Below are 20,341 nucleotides of genomic sequence, written 5' to 3'. Positions count from 1 at the left end.
CGCCCCGACAGCTGTCGGGGCGGGCCTTCCGCTTCGCCGCGACCGCGACGCCCAGGGGCGTGCGGCCGCGGCGTACGCCGGTCAGGAGCGCGCGGCGGGTACGTACTGCTGGAGCTCGGCGGCGAGCTCCTCGTGCACACGGACCTTGATCAGCGTGCCCTCCGGGGTGTGCTCCTCGGAGATCACCTCGCCGTCGGCGTAGGCCCGCGCGACCAGGGAGCCGTGGGTGTACGGCACGAGGGCCTCGAGCTCCACGGCGGGCCGCGGCAGCTCGGCGTCGATCAGCGTGAGCAGCTCCTCGATGCCCTGCCCGGAGCGCGCCGAGACCGCGATCGAGTGCTTCTCGATCCGCAGCAGTCGCTGCAGGACGAGCGGGTCGGCGGCGTCCGCCTTGTTGATCACGACGATCTCGGGCACGTCCAGCGCGCCCACGTCGCGGATCACCTCACGGACGGCGGCCAGCTGCTCCTCCGGAGCCGGGTGCGAGCCGTCGACCACGTGGAGGATCAGGTCGGAGTCGCCGACCTCCTCCATGGTGGAGCGGAACGCCTCGACCAGGTGGTGCGGCAGGTGCCGGACGAACCCGACGGTGTCGGCGAGGGTGTAGAGCCGACCCGACGGCGTCTCGGCCCGGCGCACGGTCGGGTCGAGGGTGGCGAACAGGGCGTTCTCCACCAGCACGCCCGCGCCGGTGAGGCGGTTGAGCAGCGACGACTTGCCGGCGTTGGTGTAACCGGCGATGGCGACGGACGGGATCTTGTTCCGTCGGCGCTCCTGGCGCTTGATGTCGCGGCCGGTCTTCATCTCCGCGATCTCCCGGCGCATCTTCGCCATCTTCTCGCGGATCCGCCGCCGGTCCGTCTCGATCTTGGTCTCACCGGGGCCACGGGTGGCCATGCCGCCGCCGGACGAACCGGAGCCACCACCACCCATCTGCCGGGACAGGGACTGACCCCAGCCGCGCAGCCTCGGCAGCATGTACTGCATCTGGGCCAGCGAGACCTGCGCCTTGCCCTCGCGGGACTTGGCGTGCTGGGCGAAGATGTCGAGGATCAGGGCGGTCCGGTCGACCACCTTGACCTTGACGACGTCCTCGAGGTGGATCAGCTGGCCGGGGCTGAGCTCACCGTCGCACACGACGGTGTCGGCGCCGGTCTCCAGGACGATGTCCCGCAGCTCCTGGGCCTTGCCCGAGCCGATGTACGTCGCCGGGTCCGGCTTGTCGCGCCGCTGGACGACGCCGTCGAGGACGAGGGCACCCGCGGTCTCGGCGAGCGCGGCCAGCTCCGCGAGGGAGTTCTCGGCGTCCCGGACCGTGCCGGACGTCCAGACGCCGACCAGCACCACGCGCTCCAGGCGCAGCTGCCGGTACTCGACCTCGGTGACGTCCTCGAGCTCGGTGGACAGACCGGCCACACGCCGCAGCGCCGCGCGCTCGGAGCGGTCGTACTGTTCGCCGTCGCGCGCTCCGTCGATCTCGTGGCTCCAGGCGACGTCCTCTTCCATCAGGGCGTCGGCCCGAAGGCTCTCCGGAAGGCTCTGCCGGTCCTGGGGAAGGGAAGAAGAGGAGGTCATTTGATCCTTTACGTCGTCGGTGCCTGCAGCCCTCGTGCCGAGGGCTCTCATGGTCGGCAACGCCCGGAACGCCCCGGAGATTCCCGGGGCCGGCGGCCTCGCCGACCCGTCGATGGTCCCATGCCCCCGCCGGGCCGTCACGCGGGTTTCCGGGCGGCCGCCTTCCAGTCGGGGTGGCCGGGCATGGGCGGGGTCTTCTGCCCGTACAGCCAGGGGCGCAGGAAGCCCGACTGGTCACGGCCGGACACCTCGGAGGCCAGCGCGACGAAGTCGGCCGTGCTGGCGACGGAGTCGCGGTGGCGGGCGACCCATGTGCGCTCCAGGCGGTCGAAGGCGGCCGCCCCGATCCGCTGGCGCAGTGCGTAGAGCACGAGCGCGCTGCCGTCGTAGACGATCGGGCGGAAGATGCTGATCTTCTTGCCGGGGACCGCCTCCTTGGGCGCGGCGGGCGGTCCGCCGTCGGCGCGCCACTGGTCGGACAGGCCGTAGGCGGCGCGCATGCGGTCCTCCAGCCTGCGGCCCGCCTTCTCGTTCGCGTACAGCGCCTCGTACCAGGTGGCATGGCCTTCGTTGAGCCAGAGGTCGGACCACACGCGGGGGCTGACGCTGTCGCCGAACCACTGGTGGGCGAGTTCGTGGACCATGACCGACTCGATGTACCACGCGGGGAAGCCCGGTTTGACGAACAGGTCGCGCTCGAAGAGGGAGAGGGTCTGGGTCTCCAGCTCGAAGCCGGTGGAGGCGCCGGCGATGAGCACGCCGTAGTTCTCGAAGGGGTACTGCCCGACCTTTCCCTCCATCCAGGAGATGTGGGAGGGGGTCTTCGCCGTCCAGGTGTCGAGCTCCTTCTGTTCGTCCGCGGGGACCACGTCGCGCAGCTGCAGGCCGTGCGGGCCGGAGCGCTGGGGCACGGCGGAGCGGCCGATGGCGACCTGGGCGAGCTCGGTGGCCATGGGGTGGAGCGTGCGGTAGACCCAGGTGGTGTTCGCCCCCTCGGTGCTGCGGCCGGCGGGCCGGCCGTTGGCGACGACCGTCAGGTCCTTGGGGGCGGTGACGCGGAAGGTGAACAGCGCCTTGTCGGAGGGGTGGTCGTTGCCGGGGAAGACCCGGTGGCCGGCGTCGGCCTGGTTGGCCATGACCAGGCCGTCCGCGGTGGGCACCCAGCCGCCCTCGCCCTCGCCGCGCGGGTCGCTGGTGTGCTGGACGGTGACCGTGAACGATCCGCCGGAGGGCAGCGCCTGCGCGGGGGTGACGACCAGGTCCTCCCCGGCGGCCGCGTACTGGGCGGGGACGCCGTTGACCTCGACCTTGCCGACCGTGCCGTGGGTGAAGTCCAGGTTGAAGCGCTCCAGCCGGGAGGTGGCGCGGGCGACGATCCTGGTCACCGCGTCGAGCGGCTGGTTGTTGGCGCGGTAGGTGAAGGAGATGTCGTAGGCGGCGACGTCGAAGCCGGGATTGCCCAGGTGCGGGAAGAGCCGGTCGCCGATTCCCACGGCGAGCGGCCCCGGCGGCGCGGCGGCTCCGAGGACCAGGGCGGCCGCGGCCGCGACCAGGACGGCACGGCGGCGCAGGGACTGACGGCGCTGAGGGGAGCGGCCCCCGGGTGAGTACGGCATGCGTCCACCGCTACCAGCGCCCGGCGGTCCACCGGCGGCGGCGCGGCGCGGTCCCACCCGTACGAGCGTCTCGGATGGTGGTACGAGTGTCGTATCAGCTCCCTGCGGGCAGGAGGTGTACCCCACCCGCGCGAGGCCGCTCCGCCCGCGTCTACAGGGGGGTCGCGGCCACCGCCCGGCCGGCCCGCTCGACGTCGTAGACGCCCGGGACGCGCCGCATGGCCCGGATCAGCTCCGGCAGGAGCGCCGCGTCCGGCAGCTGGAGGGTGTAGGTGTGCCGGACGCGCTGTTCGTGCGGCGGCTCGACGGCGGCGGAGATGACGGCGGCGCCCTCCGCGGCGATCACCTCGGTCAGGTCGGCGAGGAGATGCGGTCTGCTGAACGATTCGGCGCGCAGGGTGACCCTGTAGTCGCCCGTTCCGGCGACGTCCGGGCTGCTCCAGCGCACCCGCACGGGCTGTCGGCCGGAGCCGACCATCCGGCCGACCACGGGACACTGCGCCCGGTGCACGGTGACCGCTCCGCCGCGCACCGTGAAGCCGGTGATCTCGTCCGGCGGTACGGGCGTGCAGCAGCCCGCCAGGCGCACGCTCCCGCCCGGCGGCGCCTCGCCCTCGGCGACGACGGCGACCGGCCCGCGGGCGACGGGCGCGCCGGAACGCTGGGCGGGCCGGGGCGGCCCGGGTGCCGGGGGCGCGGCGGGCGACGGGGCGACGGGCTCGGGGGCGGGATGGGCGGCCAGCCAGCGGTCGATGGCGATGCGGGCCGCGGGCGTACGGGCGTGCTCGAGCCAGTCGGGGGAGGGCCCCGAGGCGGTGTCGGGGGACATCAGCAGGTGCAGCGTGTCGCCGTCGCGCAGCACGGTGCTGAGCGTGGCCAGCCGGCCGTTGACGCGGGCGCCGATGCAGTGGTGGGCTCCGTCGCCGTACTGCGCGTACGCGGCGTCGACGCAGCTGGAGCCCGCCGGGAGGCCGATCGTCCCGCCGTCGGCCCGGAAGACGGTGACCTCCCGGTCCTGGGCGAGGTCGTCGCGCAGGGAGGTCCAGAAGGTGTCGGGGTCGGGAGCGGCCCGCTGCCACTCCAGCAGCCGGGAGAGCCAGCCGGGGCGGGTGGGGTCGGCGCGCTCGCCGTCGGCGGCGTCGGGGGCCTCGGGTGCGGCGTAGGGGTTGCCCAGGGCGATGACGCCCGCCTCGGCGACCCGGTGCATCTGGTGGGTGCGGATGAGCACTTCGGCCGCGTGCCCGTCCTCGCCGGCGACGGCGGTGTGCAGCGACTGGTAGAGGTTGAACTTGGGGACCGCGATGAAGTCCTTGAACTCCGAGATGAACGGCGTGAAGCAGGTGTGCAGCTCGCCCAGGACGGCGTAGCAGTCGGCGTCCTCCGCGACGAGCACGAGCAGTCGGCCGAGGTCGGACCCGGTCGGCTCGCCGCGTTTGAGGAGCACCCGGTGCACCGAGACGAAGTGGCGGCGCCGGACGAGGACTTCGGCGGCGATACCGGCCTCGCGCAGCACGGCACGTACGCGTGCGGCCGTGGCGCGCAGGGGGTCGGGGCGGCCGGCGTGGGCGAGGACGAGGTCGCGGGTACGGGCGTACTCGTCGGGGTGGAGGACGGCGAAGACCAGGTCCTCCAGCTCGGTCTTCAGCGCCTGCACGCCCAGCCGTTCGGCGAGCGGGATCAGGACGTCGCGGGTGACCTTGGCGATGCGGGCCTGTTTCTCGGGGCGCATCACGCCGAGGGTGCGCATGTTGTGCAGCCGGTCGGCGAGCTTGATGGACATCACACGGACGTCGTTGCCGGTGGCCACGAGCATCTTGCGGAAGGTCTCGGGCTCGGCGGCGGCCCCGTAGTCGACCTTCTCCAGCTTGGTGACGCCGTCGACCAGGAAGCGCACCTCAGCGCCGAACTGCTCGCCCACCTGATCGAGCGTCACCTCGGTGTCCTCGACGGTGTCGTGGAGCAGGGAGGCGGTCAAGGTGGTGGTCTCGGCGCCCAGTTCGGCGAGGATGAGGGTCACGGCCAGCGGGTGGGTGATGTACGGCTCGCCGCTCTTGCGCGTCTGGCCCCGGTGGGAGGTCTCGGCGAGGGCGTAGGCGCGGCCCAGGGTGCCGAGGTCCGCGCCGGGATGATGACCCCGGTGGACCTTGGCGACGTGGTCGATGGCATCAGGGAGCCGGCCGCGGGCGCCCGATCCGCTGAGCGCCGCCCGCCCGAGCCGTCTCAGATCCATGCGGCGGCCGCGCTTGCGGCCGGGAGCACCTTCGTTCGTGGCCTCTGCGCTCATGGGCACCTCCGGCAGCGTCGACCGGCGGTCGGCTCACGCCTCCAGACCGGTGCTTGATGCTACCGAGCCCATCACGCACCGCTCACCCGCTCTCGCCCAGAGTGAACCGGATCACCCATTCGAGGGAGCCCGCCCCCGGAAAGGGCGGCGCCCCTTCCGGAACGTGCCGGAAGGGGGCATGGATCGTGCCGCGAACGGGGCGTCAGGCGGTCGCCCGGACGAGCCAGGAGGGGTCCAGCACGCCTTCCGCGACGATCACCGCGGGGCCGGTCATCTCGACCGTGCCGTCCGGGCTCTCGCTGATCACGAGCCGGCCGCCGGGCAGGTCGACGGTGTACGTGACGGGGTGGCCGAGGACGGCCGGGTCGGCGCCGTCGCGGCGGGCGGCCGCGACCATGACGGCGCAGGCGCCCGTGCCGCAGGAGCGGGTCTCGCCGGAGCCGCGCTCGTGGACGCGCAGGGCCACGTGGCGCGGGCCCCGGTCGACGACGAACTCGACGTTCGTGCCGTCGGGGTAGGCGGCGGCCGGGGCGACGGCGGGGGCGTCGAGCAGCCGGCCGGCGTCGGCGAGGTCGTCGATGAAGGAGACGGCGTGCGGGTTGCCCATGTTGACGTTGCGGGCGGGCCAGCTGCGCTCGCCGACGGTCACGGTGACGTCGCCGTCGGGCAGGACGGCGCGGCCCATGGCGACGGTGATGTCACCGGGGGTGCCGTCGGGGGCCGCCTTGGCGATGTGGGCGCCGCGGACGCCGGCGCGGGTGGCGATCGCGACGTCGCCCTCCTCGACGAGGCCCGCCCGCTGGAGGTAGTGCGCGAAGACGCGGACGCCGTTGCCGCACATCTCGGCGATGCTGCCGTCGCTGTTGCGGTAGTCCATGAACCACTCGGCCTCGTCGGCCATGCCCAGCGCCTCGGGGTGGGCGGCGGAGCGCACCACCCTCAGCACGCCGTCGGCGCCGATCCCGGCCCGCCGGTCGCACAGCCGGGCGACGGCGGCGGGCGACAGTTCGAGGCGGCCGTCGTAGTCGGGGATGATCACGAAGTCGTTCTCGGTGCCGTGACCCTTGAGGAAGGCGATCTGCGCGGTGCTCACGCCTTCGATGGTACGGGGGGCCTGCGACAACGCCTCCCGGGGCCCTTCGGGCGGCTCAGCGCAGCCGGGCCACCCGCCACACGGCGAGCACCACCACCACGACGACCACGGCGGCGTACGAGGCCACGTAGCGCCAGTCCGGGCGGCGGCCGGAGCCGCGGGGCGGCAGGCCGGGCCAGGTGTAGCCGACGCGGCGGGCCGCCATCACGCCCCAGCCGGCGGCGCAGCAGCTGATGAGCAGGCCGAGCATGGCCACCACGGGGCCGCCGTCGCCGAACTCGAAGGCGAGCGGGAAGGCGAACATCAGCGAGCCGACGGCGGCGAGGACGACGATGGGTGCGAGCTGCCAGACGCGCAGCCTGCGCGGCGGCCGCAGCTCGCGGAACGACGCGGGCGCGGTCACGTCCGGCGAGGGCTCGAGGGTGTCGTCCGGGCCGTCCGGAGTGAGCGTTTCCGGCTCTCCTCCGGCCACCGCCGGGAGGTGTCCCCCACGCGGCGGCTGCTGCGGTCTGTCACGAGGGCCGGCCTCCATCGCCACGCGCCCTCCCAACTCGCACTTCACGGCTCGATCGAGCCTTGATGATGGCACGTCGGACGAGGCCAGCACGGCGTACGGAGCGTCCCGATGCCATCACGTGATCAGGCTGTAATCGCCCGTTCGACCAACGCCAGCGCTTCCCCGGGGAGTTCCGCGCGCCGGTCGGCCGCGCCGCTCAGCCAGTTCACCCGCGAATCCCGCCGGAACCACGAGTCCTGACGGCGCGCGAAGCGCTTGGTGGCGCGTACGGTCTCGGCCCGCGCGGCCTCCTCCGTGCACTCCCCCGCGAGGAAGTCGAGCACCTGCTGGTAGCCGAGGGCGCGCGATGCCGTGCGCCCCTCGCGCAGGCCCTGGCGCTCCAGCGCGCGGACCTCGTCCACGAGCCCCGCCTCCCACATGCGGTCCACCCGCACGGTGATCCGCTCGTCCAGCTCGGGCCGCTCGACGTCGACGCCGATCTGCAGGGCGTCGTAGACGGGGGTCTCGCCGGGCAGGTTCGCCGTGAAGGGGCGTCCGGTGAGCTCGATGACCTCCAGGGCCCGCACGATGCGCCGGCCGTTGCCCGGCAGGATGGCGCGGGCGGCCTCGGGGTCGGCCGCGGCGAGCCGGGCGTGCAGGGCGCCCGGGCCGGCCTCCTCCAGCTCGGCCTCCAGCCGGGCCCGGACGGCCGGGTCGGTGCCGGGGAACTCCATGGCGTCGATGGCGCCCTTGATGTAGAGACCCGAGCCCCCGACGAGCACCGGGGTGCGGCCCTCGGCGAGCAGGCGGTCGATCTCCGCCCGGGCCAGCCGCTGGTACTCGGCCACGCTGGCGGCCTCGGTGACGTCCCAGACGTCGAGCAGGTGGTGCGCTACGCCCTGCCGCTCCTCCAGGGTCAGCTTGGCGGTGCCGATGTCCATGCCGCGGTAGAGCTGCATGGAGTCGGCGTTGACGACCTCTCCGCCCAGGTGCTGGGCGAGGGCGACGCCGAGATCGGACTTGCCGGCCGCCGTGGGACCGACGACGGCGATGACCCGGGGTGCGGGGGGTGCGTTTCTCACCTGATCAGTGTCCCAAACCTCGCGACCGCCCCACGAACGAGCGACGTGACGCGACGCCGACGGGTTCGTTGCCTGTTGCGAGGTTCCGAGAGCCGGTTCGCGGACCGGTGTTCGCCGGCGGCGCCATGGGACGCCCCGGGCGACACGGGATTTCGCTCACACCAGTAAGGTAATGGAGTAGATATGGGCGTGTTTGCAAGGCTTCTCCGCAAGAAGTCGCCGGCGTCAACGGAAGAGGCCGCGACTGTCACTCGGACGGCGGAATCCACCGACGTCGCCGAGACGGCGGAGGAGAAGCCCGAGGAGGCGGCCGAGGCCAAGGCCGAGGACGCCGCGGACGAGGCGGCCGAGGGAGTGGAGATCCCCAAGCAGCAGTCCGCGGAGAAGGCGGCCGACAGCGAGGCCGGTGAGGGCGCCCGCAAGTAGGTCGGCGAAGAAAGACGAGGGGCGATCACCATGGGGCTGTTGAACGATCTCAAGGCCAGGCTCGGTCCGCTGAAGGGCAAGGTCGGAGATCTCGCGCAGCAGCACGAGGCCAAGATCGAACGCGGGCTGGAGAAGGCCGCTCAGGTGGTCGACGAGAAGACCAAGGGCAAGTACAGCAGCCAGATCCGGACCGGCACGAGCAAGGCCAAGGATGCCCTCGGTCACCTCGCCGAGAAGGACGGCAAGGGCGGCGGTACGGGCTCCCGGCCCTCCTGACCTTCCGCACACCTCGTCGGCGGCCGGCCGTGGAGCGCGCTCCGCGGCCGTCGCCGTGCCCCGGGCCCGGGCTCGGCCGCCCAGGGCGTGGCCGATGAGTCGGCGCCGGCCCTAGGACCAGCTCGCCACGAAGTACCCGACGCCGTACGGCGCCTCGTCGTAGAGCAGCTGGCCGCTCAGCCCGGCGCCCTCCGCGGCGCCCGCCAGGACCTGCCAGGGAGCCCGTCCCGCGGCCTTGAGCTCGTGGGCCCGCTCCGCCTCCAGCGCGGCCAGCGCGGCGGTGTCGGCGGCGCCCAGCGCCCGCGCCACCTCCGCGTCGAAGGGTTCGGCCCGCTCGTCCAGATAGCCGGGCGCCTTCACGGTCCGGCAGGCGCTGCCGTCGCCCATCACCAGCAGCGCGACGCGCCCGGCCCCGTCCGCCAGCTCCCGGCCCGCCTCCAGACAGCGCCCGGTCTCCAGCCGTTCGCCGACGCCCAGTCCCGCGACGGGCGTCGCCCAGCGGGTGCGCTCCAGCAGCCAGGCGGCCACGGCCAGGGACTGCGGCAGCTCCCTGCCCTCCTGCGGCCCGTCCTCGGCGTCGTCCCGCCCCAGCCGCACGCCGAGGTCCACGCCCAGGCCCTGGAAGGAGCCGGTGGCGCCCTCGGAGTACGTTCCGCGCCCCTGGTCGTCGTCGGGTCCGACGACGACCAGGCGGTCCGGGCGGGCGGCCGCCAGCACGGCCACGGCGTCGAGGCAGGCGGCCCGCAGGGCGTCCAGTTCGGAGGCGGCACCGGCGGCCACTTCCGGGACGAGCAGCGGCGGGCAGGGGCATACGGCAGCGGCGACGAGCATGCCGGAACGATACGCCCCACCCCGGGCCCGCCGTCGGCGCGGACCCGGGGCGGCGCGCGGAATCAGCCGGTGAAGCCGCAGCCCGAGGTGGCGGGGGCCGGCGTCGGCGCGGGCGCGCCGATGGTCGGGATGCCCAGCATCACGCCGGCCGGCTTGGCGGCGGCAGCGGCGGTGCGCTTCTCCCACGCGTCGCCCGCGCGCGTGCGGCGCACGGCCTTGGAGGGGCCCTCGGCGAGCAGGTGGTGCGGGGCGGCGTAGGTGATCTCGACGGTCACCACGTCGCCCGGGCGGACCGGCTCGTCGGGCTTGGTGAAGTGCACGAGGCGGTTGTCGGGCGCGCGGCCGGAGAGGCGGTGCGTGGCGTCGTCCTTGCGGCCCTCGCCTTCGGCGACCATGACCTCCAGGGTGCGGCCGACCTGCTTCTTGTTCTCGTCCCAGGAGATCTCCTCCTGGAGGGCGACGAGGCGCTCGTAGCGCGCCTGCACGACCTCCTTGGGGATCTGGCCCTCCATGGTGGCCGCGGGGGTGCCGGGGCGCTTGGAGTACTGGAACGTGAAGGCGTTCGCGAAGCGGGCCTCGCGCACGACGTGCATGGTCTGCTCGAAGTCCTCCTCGGTCTCGCCGGGGAAGCCCACGATGATGTCGGTGGAGATGGCGGCGTCCGGCATGGCGGCGCGGACCTTCTCGATGATGCCGAGGAAGCGCTCCTGGCGGTACGAGCGGCGCATCGCCTTCAGCACGGTGTCCGAGCCGGACTGCAGCGGCATGTGCAGCTGGTGCATCACGTTCGGCGTCTCGGCCATGGCGGCGATGACGTCGTCGGTGAAGTCGCGCGGGTGCGGGGAGGTGAAGCGGACCCGCTCCAGGCCCTCGATCTCGCCGCAGGCGCGCAGCAGCTTGGAGAACGCCTCGCGGTCGCCGAGGTCCGAACCGTACGCGTTGACGTTCTGGCCGAGCAGGGTGATCTCGCTGACGCCCTCGGCGACGAGCGCCTCGACCTCGGCGAGGATGTCGCCGGGACGGCGGTCCTCCTCCTTGCCGCGCAGGGCGGGGACGATGCAGAACGTACAGGTGTTGTTGCAGCCGACGGAGATGGAGACCCAGGCGGCGTACGCGCTCTCGCGGCGCGTGGGCAGCGTCGAGGGGAACGCCTCGAGCGACTCGGCGATCTCGACCTGCGCCTCCTCCTGGACGCGGGCGCGCTCGAGCAGCACGGGCAGCTTGCCGATGTTGTGCGTGCCGAAGACGACGTCGACCCAGGGGGCGCGCTTGACGATGGTCTCGCGGTCCTTCTGGGCGAGACAGCCGCCGACGGCGATCTGCATGCCGGGCCGCTTGGTCTTCATCGGGGCGAGCCGGCCGAGGTTGCCGTAGAGCTTGTTGTCGGCGTTCTCGCGCACCGCGCAGGTGTTGAAGACGACGACGTCCGCGTCGCCCTCGGCGGTGCCCTCGGGGGCGCGGACGTAGCCCGCGTCCTCCAGCAGGCCGGAGAGCCTCTCGGAGTCGTGGACGTTCATCTGGCACCCGTAAGTGCGTACCTCGTATGTTCCCTTAACGTCCACTACCTGGCTCCGGTCGCTGCTGGTCATGGAACAAGGGTAGGCGGTGCCCGGCGGAGCTCCTCCCGAAGCCTGGATCGCGGGGGGACGGCCTGGCAGTATCCGCGCATGGCCCCACGACTCGCACTGCCGGGAAGGCGCCGCGCCGTCCAGACGGGCGTGGTGGCCGCCGCCGTGCTCGCGCTGCTCATGTGGTGGCTGCTGCCGCCGGACACGACCCCCACGCCGAGCGGCCGGATCTCGGTGGCGACCGGCGTGCCCACCGGCGTCTACGCCAAGTACGGCGATCTGCTGAAGGAGGACCTGGCGCGGGACCTGCCGGCCCTGGAGGTGCGGCTGAGGCCCAGCGAGGGCTCGGTGGACAACCTGCGGCAGCTGACGAGCGGCAAGGCCGATTTCACCCTGGCCACCGCCGACGCGGTGGGCACCTACATGGACGAGCGGCAGCCGGGCGCGGAGCGGCTGCGGGCCTGCGCCCGGCTGTACGACGACTACATGCAGCTCGTGGTGCGCAAGGACTCGCCGGTGCGCTCCACGCGGAACCTCAGGGGCATGCGGGTGGGGGTGGGCGCGGACGCGTCGGGGGTCCAGCTGATCACCCGGCGGCTGCTGAAGGCGGCCGGTCTCGACTTCGACCGGGACATCACCCCGGTACGGGTCGGCATCGACCGGATGCCGGGGCTGCTGGAGAAGGGCGAGCTGGACGCGTTCTTCTGGTCGGGCGGGCTACCGACCAACGCGATCCAGGCCCTCGGCGAGCGGGTGCCGCTGCGGCTGGTCCAGCTCGGCGACCTCATCGGGCCGCTGCTCGCGCAGGGGCGGCAGACGCGCTTCTACCGGGCGGCGATGATGCCCGCGGACGCCTATCCGGAGTTCGGCGCCGTGACGGACGCCGTGAAGACGATCGCGGTGGCCAATCTGCTCGTCACGACGGCCGACACCGACCCCGAGCTCACCGAGAACATCACGCGCACGGTCATAAGGAGCCGGGACCGCATCGGCACCAAGGTGCACGCCGCGCAGAAGGTGGACCTCCGCACGGCGATCTTCACGGACCCGCTGGCGCTGCACGAGGGGGCCCGTCGCTATTACGTCTCGGTCAAGCCGTGAAACGTGTTCCCCGTCACGGGCCGGAGGGTTTCAATGGCCCTGGCCGTGGCGGGGCACCGCGATCGTCGCACGCAGTCCGTTCGGCTCGTTCGGCGCGTAGGAGAGCGTGGCGCCGCCCGCGGCCAGGAGGGCACGGGATATGGACAGGCCGAGGCCGGACCCGGAGACGTTCTGGTGGCGGCCGCTGCGCCAGAAGCGGTCGCCGATGCGGGTGAGCTCCTCCTCGGTGAGGCCTGGCCCGCGGTCCGCGACCGTGATCTGGACGCGGTCGCCGGCCACGGCGACGCCGACGTCGACCCGGGCTCCGGCGGGCGTGAACTTCAGGGCGTTGTCCACGACGGCGTCGAGGGCGCTGGAGAGGGCGATCGGGTCCGCCCAGCCGGTCACGGCGGAGGGGCCGCTGTAGGCCAGGGCGACCCGTTCACGGCTCGCGACCGGGGACCAGGCGCCCACCCGGTCGGTGACGATCTCGGCGATGTCGGTGAGCTGGGTGTCGTTCGCGGCGTGCTCGGCCAGCGCCAGGTCCAGCAGGTCGTCCAGGACGCGGGCCAGCCGCTTGCCCTCCGCGCGCACGGAGAGGATCTCCTCGTGCCCGTCGGGGAGGTCCAGGGCCATCAGGTCGATGCGCAGCAACAGGGCCGAGAGAGGGTTGCGCAGCTGGTGCGAGGCGTCGGCGACGAAGGCGCGCTGCTGCTCCAGGACCTCCTCGACGTTGTCGGCCATCTCGTTGAACGAGCGGGCCAGGCGGCGCAGTTCCGGCGGGCCGTTGTCGGCCGCCACCCGGGAGTTCATGCGTCCGGTGGCGATGCCGTGGGCGGCGGCGTCGAGGGTGCGTACGGGCTTGAGCACCCATCCGGTGAGCCGGAACGCGGCCGCCACGGCCACCAGCATCGCCGCCGTCTCCCCGGCCCCGAGCAGCAGCCAGTCGTGCAGGATCCTCGAGCGCAGCTCCCCGGTGGGCGAGTGGGTGACGACCACCGCGACGACGTCTCCGTCGCGGATGACGGGCGAGGCGACGGTGAGCTTGTTGTGCCGCCAGGGCCAGATCTGCCCGGGGTCGCTGCTGCGCCGGCCCGCGAGCGCCTCCTGGAAGGCCTGGCGGACCTCGCCCGCGAGCGGCAGGGCCCACTCCGAGGGCGCGATGGCCAGGGGCGCTCCGGTGCGGTGGAAGACCCCGGCCTGGATGCCGTACAGCTCCTCGTAGCGGCCCAGTTCCGAGTCGAGCGCGATGAGTCGTTCGTCCAGGGCCTCGGCCGGCCCGGGCGAGGGGGTGGCCAGGACGTACTGGGCGAGCGAGGCGAAGCGGGCGGTGTCGTCGATGCGGTCCATGACCACCCTCTGCTGCTGCACGGCGGCCAGGCCGGCGGCGAGCGGGAAACCGAGGGCCAGCAGCACGCCCGCCATGAGGACGATGAGCAGCGGCAGAAGTCGGGTGCGCACGGCTCGCCGCGCCCTACGCCGGAACGACGATCTTGTAGCCGACGCCCCGGACCGTCTCGATGAGGGCGGGCATCCGCAGCTTCGAGCGGAGCGAGGCGACGTGCACCTCGAGGGTGCGCCCGGTCCCCTCCCAGCTGGTGCGCCAGACCTCGCTGATGATCTGCTCACGGCGGAAGACGACCCCGGGACGCTGGGCGAGCAGTGCCAGCAGGTCGAACTCCTTGCGGGTCAGCGGGACGGCGGCGCCGTCGACGAAGACGCGGCGGTTGGGGAGTTCGATGATCAGGGGGCCCAGTCTCAGGGCCTCCGGGGCGCCGGGCTCGGCCGGTCGGCCGGCTTCGGCGGCCGGGGTGCGCCGGGCGACGGCGTGGATGCGGGCGAGCAGCTCGCCGGTGTCGTACGGCTTGACCACGTAGTCGTCGGCGCCGAGGTTCAGCCCGTGGATCTTCGAGCGGGTGTCGGAGCGGGCGGTCACCATGATCACGGGCGTGGCGGTGCGCTTGCGGATCTTGCCGCAGACCTCGAACCCGTCCTGGTCGGGCAGTCCGAGGTCGAGCAGGACGACGCCGAAGGGCACGGCGCCGCTCGGCAGGAGCGCCTGCAGGGCCTCCTCACCGCTGCGTACGTGGGTCACCTCGAAGCCGTGCCGGGCCAGTACGGCGGACAGGGCGGCGGCGACGTGGTCGTCGTCCTCCACGAGCAGCAGTCTCATGGGCCTCCTCCGGGCGGCTGTGGTGAGGCAACACCGCATCCACGCCGATGGGCGGCCGCCGCGTCAAGGGGTTCCTGCCCCCACGGGGGCTTCTGTTATGCAGCCGGTACGCCCGTACGCCCCCGGTGTCCTGTTGACGCTCGGTGTCCGTTTGAGGCCGGATCGTTATGCTCAATTTCAGCTCAGATGTAATGACGCTGGTCGTCACCGCTCATTAGGGTCCACCCCAACCGAGGAGGACGGAGCGAGGAACGCCGATGAGCGAGATATCGGTGACCAAGGACGCGGCGCCCGCCGCGGACGCACTGGTCGTCCTGAGCAAGGTCAACAAGCACTTCGGCGCGCTGCATGTGCTCCAGGACATCGACCTGACCATCGCGCGTGGCGAGGTCGTGGTCGTCATCGGACCGTCGGGGTCCGGCAAATCCACGCTGTGCCGCACGATCAACCGGCTGGAGACCACGGACTCCGGCTCGATCACCATCGACGGCAAGCCGCTGCCCCAGGAGGGCAAGGAGCTGGCGCGGCTGCGTTCGGACGTCGGCATGGTCTTCCAGTCGTTCAACCTCTTCGCGCACAAGACCGTGCTGGAGAACGTGACGCTGGGACAGATCAAGGTCCGTAGGACCGGCCGCAAGGAGGCCGAGGAGAAGGCCCGTACGCTGCTCGACCGGGTCGGGGTGGGCGCTCAGGCGGACAAGTACCCGGCGCAGTTGTCCGGTGGTCAGCAGCAGCGGGTGGCGATCGCCCGGGCGCTGGCGATGGACCCGAAGGTGATGCTCTTCGACGAGCCGACCTCGGCACTGGACCCGGAGATGATCAACGAGGTGCTGGAGGTCATGCAGCAGCTCGCCCGGGACGGCATGACGATGATCGTCGTCACCCATGAGATGGGCTTCGCCCGCTCCGCCGCCAACCGCGTGGTCTTCATGGCGGACGGCCGCATCGTCGAGGAGGCGCGGCCGGACCAGTTCTTCAGCAACCCCCGCAGCGACCGGGCCAAGGACTTCCTGTCGAAGATCCTGCATCACTGAACCGTCGCTCCCCCACCGGCGCACCGCCGCGTCCGGCCGTCGCCGCGAACCGCGCACCGTTCACGGGCGGGTTCCCTTCACACCTCTCCCCCGCCGTTTTCGTACCGGCAACCGACGCCAACGCCCCGCAGACGCAAAGGATGTTCTTCATGAAGCTCCGCAACACCGCCGCAGCGGCCGCCGTGGTGCTGGCGCTCGCCGCGACCGCGACCGCCTGCGGCAAGTCGGGCAGCCCCGACGACAACGGCGACAAGTCCTCCGACGGCGCCTCCGCTCCGTCGGGGCTGACGTACAAGATCAACACCTCGGCCGACGTCAAGGACTCCTCCGTCTTCGCGAAGGTCAAGGGCAAGACGATCACGATCGGTACCAAGGCGGACCAGCCCGGCCTCGGCTACGAGAACCCCGGCACCAAGAAGCGTGCCGGCTTCGACATCGAGATCGCCCGCATGATCGCGGCGGACCTCGGCTTCGACGAGGGCCACATCAAGTTCGTGACGGTCCCCACCGAGGCGCGCGAGACGCAGATCGCCAGCGGCGGCGTGGACCTGTACGTCGGCACGTACACCATCAACGACGAGCGCAAGAAGCAGGTCGGCTTCGCCGGCCCCTACTACATCGCCGGCCAGGACCTGCTGGTCAAGGCCGACAGCTCCATCAAGGGCCCCGACGACCTCAAGGGCAAGAAGGTCTGCTCGGCGACCGGCTCCACCCCGCTCAAGCGGATCAAGGAGGAGAAGTACGGCGTCGCCGAGGCCAAGGCGCAGCAGGGCTACCAGCTCTGTGTGCAGGACCTGGTCAACGGCTCCATCGACGCGGTCACCACGGACGACTCGATCCTCAAGGGCTACGCGGCCGAGAACAAGGGCGCTCTGAAGGTCGTCGGCAACACCTTCTCCAAGGAGCCGTACGGCGTCGGCCTGAAGAAGGACGACACGGCGCTGCGCGAGGCGGTCAACAAGGCGCTCGAGGCCCATGTGAAGAACGGCGACTGGAAGAAGGCGTACGACGCCACCCTGGGCAAGTCCGGAGCGGCCGCTCCCAACCCGCCCGCCGTCGAGCGCTACTGACCCGGCGATCGGTGCCGGATGACCGCCACGCGATACCCGGAGAAGTGACGTGAACGTTCTGTCGGACAACTTCGCGATGTTCCGCGAAGGTTTCGTCGGCACCGTCGAGCTGACGGCGCTCAGCGCACTGCTCGCCCTGGTGCTGGGCACCCTGGTCGCGGCGTTCCGCGTCTCTCCGGTGCCCGCGCTGCGCATATTCGGCACCGCGTGGGTGACGCTGCTGCGCAACACCCCGCTGGTGCTGCTCTTCCTCGCGGTCACCCTGGGGCTGCCCGCGCTCGGCCTGAAGGGCTGGGACTCCTTCTGGCTCGCGGTGATGGCCCTGGGGTGCTACACCTCGGCGTTCATATGCGAGGCCATCAGGTCCGGCATCAACACGGTGCCGGTGGGCCAGGCGGAGGCCGCCCGTTCGATCGGGATGACCTTCAGCCAGACGCTCGGCCAGATCGTGCTGCCGCAGGCCGCCCGGACGGCGATCCCGCCCATCGGCAGCCTGCTGATCGCCCTCGCCAAGAACACGGCGATCGCCTCGGGCTTCAACGTCACCGAGCTCGGCTCGGTGCAGAAGACGCTCAACGCGGCGTCGGGCTACAACATTTACGTGATCTTCCTGTGGATCGCGATCTGCTACATCATCATCACATTCACGATCAGCGGCATCTTCCGGCTGCTGGAGAACCGGCTGGCGGTGGCCCGATGAGCGGCAGCGTCCTGTACGACGTCCCGGGCCCCAGGGCCCGGGCCCGCAACCGCCTCTACGGCGCTCTGGCCACGGTCGCCCTCGTCGCCCTGATCGGCTTCATCCTCTACCGGCTGGACGACACGGGGCAGTTCCAGGCCGGGCTGTGGGACGACTACGAGTACGCCGAGACCCAGCAGCGCATCGTCGACGGCCTGCTGACCACGCTCAAGGTCTTCGCGATCGCCGCGGCGCTCTCGCTGGCGCTGGGCGCGCTGCTGGCCACCGCGCGGCTGTCCGACCACAAGCCCGTCCGCTGGGCGGCCACGGTGGTCGTGGAGTTCTTCCGGGCGATGCCCCTGCTCATCATGATCTTCCTGCTGTACGCGGCGGTGTTCACGGCGGACCCGATGTGGGCCCTGGTCATCGGGCTGGTGCTCTACAACGGCTCGGTGCAGGCGGAGATCTTCCGGTCCGGCATCAACGCCGTGCCCAAGGGCCAGAGCGAGGCCGCCTACGCGATCGGGCTGCGCAAGACGCAGGTGATGGCGAGCGTCCTCGTCCCGCAGGCCGTCCGCTCGATGCTGCCGTCGATCATCAGCCAGCTGGTGGTGACCCTCAAGGACACCTCGCTCGGCTTCATCATCCTGTACGAGGAGCTGCTGTTCGTCGGCCGCGCCTTCGCGCAGCAGACCCCGCCCGTGAACGGCGTCTACGCCTTCATCCCGATGGTGATCGTCTTCGGCTCGATCTACATCCTGCTGTGCCTGGCGCTGTCGTCCCTCGCCACCTGGGTCGAACGGCGCACACAGCGCTCCCGCAAGGGCGCGCCGCCGGCGATGCCCGCCGACGACCCGGCGCTCACGGGCGACGGCGTCCACGGGTGACCCCGGTCGGCTCCGGCGCGCCGGAGCCGACTCCCGGAGCGGAACGCGCGGCTGATGCCCCGTCGGCCCACCCGGGCCGGCGGGGCGCACGCGTCCGGCGCGCCGTGGCGAGGCCTCTGATCGCTTGACGCAGGCAGCGGCAATGGGTTGCATACGTTCTGTGATCGCGCACCGATTTCCCCCTGCCAGTCCCCGTACGTCCCGTACGCACCACACACACGGTCAGGTCACCGTCCGTACCAGGGCTCGGGGAGCTGTGCCGTGGACCCGGTGATCGTCGTCGGGGCCGGGCCCGTCGGGCTCACGCTGGCCCTGTCCCTGGCCCGCTACGAGGTGCCCGTCACGGTGCTGGACGAGTCGCCCGCCGAGGCCCTGGGCCAGGAGGACCGGCGCCTGGCCCGGACCGCCGTGCTGCGGCCGGAGACCGCCGCGCTGCTGGACCGGCTGGGGTGCGCCACGGCGGAGGGCGCCCGCTGGTCGGCGTGGCGCACGATGCGCCGGCGGTCGGTGGTGACGCGGGTGCCGTTCGCGGCCCCTGGTGACGCGGTGAACCCCGGTGGGCTCGGTGGTCCTGAGGAGCCCGCGAACTCCGAGGACCCTGGGGAACTCGAGATGCTCGAGGTTCCGGGCGGGGACGGGACCGCAGGGGCGCCGGAGGACGAGGCCGCCACGGGAGGCGCAGCAGAACCGTCTCCGCTGCATCTGCCCCAGCACGCGCTGACGAGGGAGCTGTGCGCCGCGCTGGCCAAGGAGGCCGACGTGCGGATCGTGCACGACAGTCGGCTGACCATCCTGAAGCAGGACTCCTCCGGTGTCACCGTGCACACCCGGGGCGACAACGGCACCGTCTGGCGGGCCAGCTATGTGATCGGCTGCGACGGCGCCCGCTCCGTCGTGCGCAAGCTGCTGGGCGCGCGCTTCCCGGGTCGTACGGCCGTCGAGCGGCACGCGGTCGCCGCGCTCCGGGCCGAGCTGCCGTGGCCGGGCGAGGCCGTGCTGCACCGCTCCCCGCCACGCGGCCGCGAGGTGACGGCCCGTCCGCTGCCGGACGGCGTATGGCGGCTGGACTGGCTGCTGCCGCCGGACGGCGCCCTGGTCACCCCCGACGCGCTGCTCGAGCATGTCCGTGACGCGCTGTCGGTGTGGTGCGGGGAGGTACCGGCGTACGACCTGCTGGACACCGGTGTGCACGCCGTGCACCACCGCCTGGCGCGCCGCTGGCGCAGCGGGCGCGCCTTCCTGGCCGGGGACGCCGCGCACCTGCTGGGGGCGCTGGGCGCCCAGGGGCTCGACGAGGGGCTGCGGGACGCCGAGAACCTCGCCTGGAAGCTGGCGCTGGCCTGGCACCACGGCGCCTCGGAGGCGCTGCTCGACAGCTACCAGGCCGAGCGCCGGGGAGCGGTGGCGGAGCGGCTGCGCGCCGCCGACCGCGCGCTGCCCGCGGTGCGCGACGAGGGCGGATGGCGCGCGGTACGGCGCACGGTCATGCCGGGCGCCGTGCGCGGTCATGACACGCTGCTGACCGATGGCCACTTGGGGCGCGGAACGCAGGCCGCGCCTCCGGTGTACGCCCGTACGCCCCTGCTTCCCGCCGCCCCGCCGGCCGGCTCGGTGCTGGTGGGTACGGACGTGGGGGCGCCGGTCGACGATGTGCCGGTGACCGCGCCGGACGGCTCTGACGTGTGGCTGCGGGACCGGCTGGGCGGGGATCTGCTGGTGGTGCTCGTGGCGCCGGGCACCGGAGTGTGGGAGCGGCGGCACTGGCTGGGCGCCGGCCTGATGCCCGTCCTGGCGGCCGCCGTCTCGGCGCTGCCGATGCGGGCGGAGCTGCTGGTCACCGAGGGCTATCCGGGGGCGGCCGCGCACACGGTCCTGGTGGTGCGGCCGGACGGTCATCTGGTGGCCGCGCTGGAGGGGGTCCGGCCCGCGGAGCTGTACGCGTGCGCCGACGCGGCGCGCGGCGGCGCGAGGGAGGCCGGGCGGCCTCCGGGCGAGGGCGAGGGGTCGCCCGACGAAGCCACCAGTGAGGCTACGGCCAATCGTTGACCGGCCCGGACCGCCATGGTTGACTCCGGAGCGTGACTGAAGACGGCGCGCGTTTCTGGCGGAGGGTCCATCTGGACCTGGTCCGCTACGCGGGCTGTGTCTGTCGTCCGTCCTGTTGATCCGCC

General features: G+C 72.5%; 19 protein-coding genes. 9 read left to right on the top strand and 10 right to left on the bottom strand.

Going from position 1 to position 20,341, the window contains the following annotated elements:
* Positions 1 to 81: 81 nt before the first annotated feature.
* From hflX to miaA, 6 genes are all read right to left on the bottom strand, one after another.
* Positions 82 to 1,575: a GTPase HflX gene (gene hflX / locus AB4K12_RS30535; RefSeq protein WP_368437977.1), complete on the bottom strand. Its 1,494-nt coding sequence runs from the start codon at positions 1,573 to 1,575 to the stop codon at positions 82 to 84.
* A gap of 137 nt (positions 1,576 to 1,712) precedes the next feature.
* Positions 1,713 to 3,191: a M1 family metallopeptidase gene (locus AB4K12_RS30530; protein WP_368437976.1), complete on the bottom strand. Its 1,479-nt coding sequence runs from the start codon at positions 3,189 to 3,191 to the stop codon at positions 1,713 to 1,715.
* Positions 3,192 to 3,342: 151 nt separating this feature from the next.
* Positions 3,343 to 5,475, bottom strand: a complete 2,133-nt coding sequence (locus AB4K12_RS30525) for a bifunctional (p)ppGpp synthetase/guanosine-3',5'-bis(diphosphate) 3'-pyrophosphohydrolase (protein ID WP_368437975.1) — start codon at positions 5,473 to 5,475, stop codon at positions 3,343 to 3,345.
* A gap of 202 nt (positions 5,476 to 5,677) precedes the next feature.
* Positions 5,678 to 6,568 (bottom strand): diaminopimelate epimerase, encoded by an 891-nt coding sequence (gene dapF / locus AB4K12_RS30520; protein WP_368437973.1) that lies wholly within the window; start codon positions 6,566 to 6,568, stop codon positions 5,678 to 5,680.
* A 55-nt stretch (positions 6,569 to 6,623) separates the two neighbouring features.
* On the bottom strand, positions 6,624 to 7,100 hold the full coding sequence (locus AB4K12_RS30515; protein WP_362259972.1) for a hypothetical protein: 477 nt from the start codon (positions 7,098 to 7,100) through the stop codon (positions 6,624 to 6,626).
* Positions 7,101 to 7,207: 107 nt separating this feature from the next.
* A complete protein-coding gene (gene miaA / locus AB4K12_RS30510; RefSeq protein ID WP_368437971.1) occupies positions 7,208 to 8,146 on the bottom strand; it encodes a tRNA (adenosine(37)-N6)-dimethylallyltransferase MiaA in 939 nt (312 codons plus the stop codon).
* A gap of 183 nt (positions 8,147 to 8,329) precedes the next feature.
* Between miaA and AB4K12_RS30505 the strand changes: the two genes are divergently transcribed.
* Both AB4K12_RS30505 and AB4K12_RS30500 read left to right on the top strand, forming a co-directional pair.
* On the top strand, positions 8,330 to 8,572 hold the full coding sequence (locus AB4K12_RS30505; protein WP_368437969.1) for a hypothetical protein: 243 nt from the start codon (positions 8,330 to 8,332) through the stop codon (positions 8,570 to 8,572).
* Positions 8,573 to 8,602: 30 nt separating this feature from the next.
* Complete coding sequence (locus tag AB4K12_RS30500) at positions 8,603 to 8,848, top strand: antitoxin (RefSeq protein ID WP_086566395.1); 246 nt, start codon at positions 8,603 to 8,605, stop codon at positions 8,846 to 8,848.
* Positions 8,849 to 8,959: 111 nt separating this feature from the next.
* On the opposite strand, the gene AB4K12_RS30495 is transcribed toward AB4K12_RS30500, so the two are convergent.
* Both AB4K12_RS30495 and miaB read right to left on the bottom strand, forming a co-directional pair.
* Positions 8,960 to 9,679, bottom strand: a complete 720-nt coding sequence (locus AB4K12_RS30495) for a class III extradiol dioxygenase subunit B-like domain-containing protein (protein WP_368437967.1) — start codon at positions 9,677 to 9,679, stop codon at positions 8,960 to 8,962.
* A 62-nt stretch (positions 9,680 to 9,741) separates the two neighbouring features.
* Positions 9,742 to 11,268 carry a tRNA (N6-isopentenyl adenosine(37)-C2)-methylthiotransferase MiaB gene (miaB, locus tag AB4K12_RS30490; protein WP_368437965.1) on the bottom strand — a complete coding sequence of 509 codons (1,527 nt, stop codon included), beginning with the start codon at positions 11,266 to 11,268 and terminating at the stop codon, positions 9,742 to 9,744.
* A 78-nt stretch (positions 11,269 to 11,346) separates the two neighbouring features.
* Here miaB and AB4K12_RS30485 point away from each other — a divergent pair, with 78 nt between their 5' ends.
* Complete coding sequence (locus AB4K12_RS30485; protein WP_368437964.1) at positions 11,347 to 12,348, top strand: TAXI family TRAP transporter solute-binding subunit; 1,002 nt, start codon at positions 11,347 to 11,349, stop codon at positions 12,346 to 12,348.
* Positions 12,349 to 12,378: 30 nt separating this feature from the next.
* Here the strand turns inward: AB4K12_RS30485 and AB4K12_RS30480 are convergent, their stop codons facing one another.
* Both AB4K12_RS30480 and AB4K12_RS30475 read right to left on the bottom strand, forming a co-directional pair.
* Positions 12,379 to 13,788, bottom strand: a complete 1,410-nt coding sequence (locus tag AB4K12_RS30480) for an ATP-binding protein (protein ID WP_368437963.1) — start codon at positions 13,786 to 13,788, stop codon at positions 12,379 to 12,381.
* Between the two features lie 13 nt (positions 13,789 to 13,801).
* Positions 13,802 to 14,500, bottom strand: coding sequence for a response regulator transcription factor (locus tag AB4K12_RS30475; protein ID WP_368437962.1), 699 nt, complete (start codon positions 14,498 to 14,500; stop codon positions 13,802 to 13,804).
* A gap of 257 nt (positions 14,501 to 14,757) precedes the next feature.
* Here AB4K12_RS30475 and AB4K12_RS30470 point away from each other — a divergent pair, with 257 nt between their 5' ends.
* From AB4K12_RS30470 to AB4K12_RS30445, 6 genes are all read left to right on the top strand, one after another.
* A complete protein-coding gene (locus tag AB4K12_RS30470; RefSeq protein ID WP_368437961.1) occupies positions 14,758 to 15,534 on the top strand; it encodes an amino acid ABC transporter ATP-binding protein in 777 nt (258 codons plus the stop codon).
* A 149-nt stretch (positions 15,535 to 15,683) separates the two neighbouring features.
* On the top strand, positions 15,684 to 16,604 hold the full coding sequence (locus tag AB4K12_RS30465; protein WP_368437959.1) for a glutamate ABC transporter substrate-binding protein: 921 nt from the start codon (positions 15,684 to 15,686) through the stop codon (positions 16,602 to 16,604).
* Positions 16,605 to 16,653: 49 nt separating this feature from the next.
* Positions 16,654 to 17,304, top strand: a complete 651-nt coding sequence (locus tag AB4K12_RS30460) for an amino acid ABC transporter permease (RefSeq protein WP_086566408.1) — start codon at positions 16,654 to 16,656, stop codon at positions 17,302 to 17,304.
* Positions 17,301 to 18,170 carry an amino acid ABC transporter permease gene (locus tag AB4K12_RS30455; protein ID WP_362259835.1) on the top strand — a complete coding sequence of 290 codons (870 nt, stop codon included), beginning with the start codon at positions 17,301 to 17,303 and terminating at the stop codon, positions 18,168 to 18,170. Before AB4K12_RS30460 ends, AB4K12_RS30455 begins: the two co-directional genes overlap by 4 nt.
* A gap of 261 nt (positions 18,171 to 18,431) precedes the next feature.
* Entirely contained in the window at positions 18,432 to 20,216 is a 1,785-nt protein-coding gene (locus AB4K12_RS30450) for an FAD-dependent oxidoreductase (RefSeq protein WP_368437957.1), read from the top strand.
* A 32-nt stretch (positions 20,217 to 20,248) separates the two neighbouring features.
* On the top strand, positions 20,249 to 20,335 hold the full coding sequence (locus AB4K12_RS30445) for a putative leader peptide (protein ID WP_362259970.1): 87 nt from the start codon (positions 20,249 to 20,251) through the stop codon (positions 20,333 to 20,335).
* The last annotated feature ends 6 nt before the right edge of the window (positions 20,336 to 20,341 follow it).

Origin of the sequence: Streptomyces sp. C36, assembly GCF_040932295.1 — a bacterium.
Lineage (GTDB): Bacteria > Actinomycetota > Actinomycetes > Streptomycetales > Streptomycetaceae > Streptomyces > Streptomyces triculaminicus.
The sequence above is the reverse complement of the archived record's forward strand: the minus strand, read 5'-3'. Positions and strand labels throughout refer to the sequence as shown.

What these genes read in the sequence shown, in the direction of transcription:
- AB4K12_RS30455 (WP_362259835.1), top strand. Translation starts at nt 17,301, where the DNA reads ATGAGCGGCAGCGTCCTGTACGACGTCCCGGGCCCCAGGGCCCGGGCC.
- AB4K12_RS30485 (WP_368437964.1), top strand. Translation starts at nt 11,347, where the DNA reads ATGGCCCCACGACTCGCACTGCCGGGAAGGCGCCGCGCCGTCCAGACG.
- AB4K12_RS30475 (WP_368437962.1), bottom strand. Translation starts at nt 14,500, where the DNA reads ATGAGACTGCTGCTCGTGGAGGACGACGACCACGTCGCCGCCGCCCTG.
- AB4K12_RS30495 (WP_368437967.1), bottom strand. Translation starts at nt 9,679, where the DNA reads ATGCTCGTCGCCGCTGCCGTATGCCCCTGCCCGCCGCTGCTCGTCCCG.
- miaB (WP_368437965.1), bottom strand. Translation starts at nt 11,268, where the DNA reads ATGACCAGCAGCGACCGGAGCCAGGTAGTGGACGTTAAGGGAACATAC.
- AB4K12_RS30465 (WP_368437959.1), top strand. Translation starts at nt 15,684, where the DNA reads ATGAAGCTCCGCAACACCGCCGCAGCGGCCGCCGTGGTGCTGGCGCTC.
- AB4K12_RS30500 (WP_086566395.1), top strand. Translation starts at nt 8,603, where the DNA reads ATGGGGCTGTTGAACGATCTCAAGGCCAGGCTCGGTCCGCTGAAGGGC.
- AB4K12_RS30505 (WP_368437969.1), top strand. Translation starts at nt 8,330, where the DNA reads ATGGGCGTGTTTGCAAGGCTTCTCCGCAAGAAGTCGCCGGCGTCAACG.
- AB4K12_RS30525 (WP_368437975.1), bottom strand. Translation starts at nt 5,475, where the DNA reads ATGAGCGCAGAGGCCACGAACGAAGGTGCTCCCGGCCGCAAGCGCGGC.
- AB4K12_RS30515 (WP_362259972.1), bottom strand. Translation starts at nt 7,100, where the DNA reads ATGGAGGCCGGCCCTCGTGACAGACCGCAGCAGCCGCCGCGTGGGGGA.
- AB4K12_RS30530 (WP_368437976.1), bottom strand. Translation starts at nt 3,191, where the DNA reads ATGCCGTACTCACCCGGGGGCCGCTCCCCTCAGCGCCGTCAGTCCCTG.
- hflX (WP_368437977.1), bottom strand. Translation starts at nt 1,575, where the DNA reads ATGACCTCCTCTTCTTCCCTTCCCCAGGACCGGCAGAGCCTTCCGGAG.
- AB4K12_RS30470 (WP_368437961.1), top strand. Translation starts at nt 14,758, where the DNA reads ATGAGCGAGATATCGGTGACCAAGGACGCGGCGCCCGCCGCGGACGCA.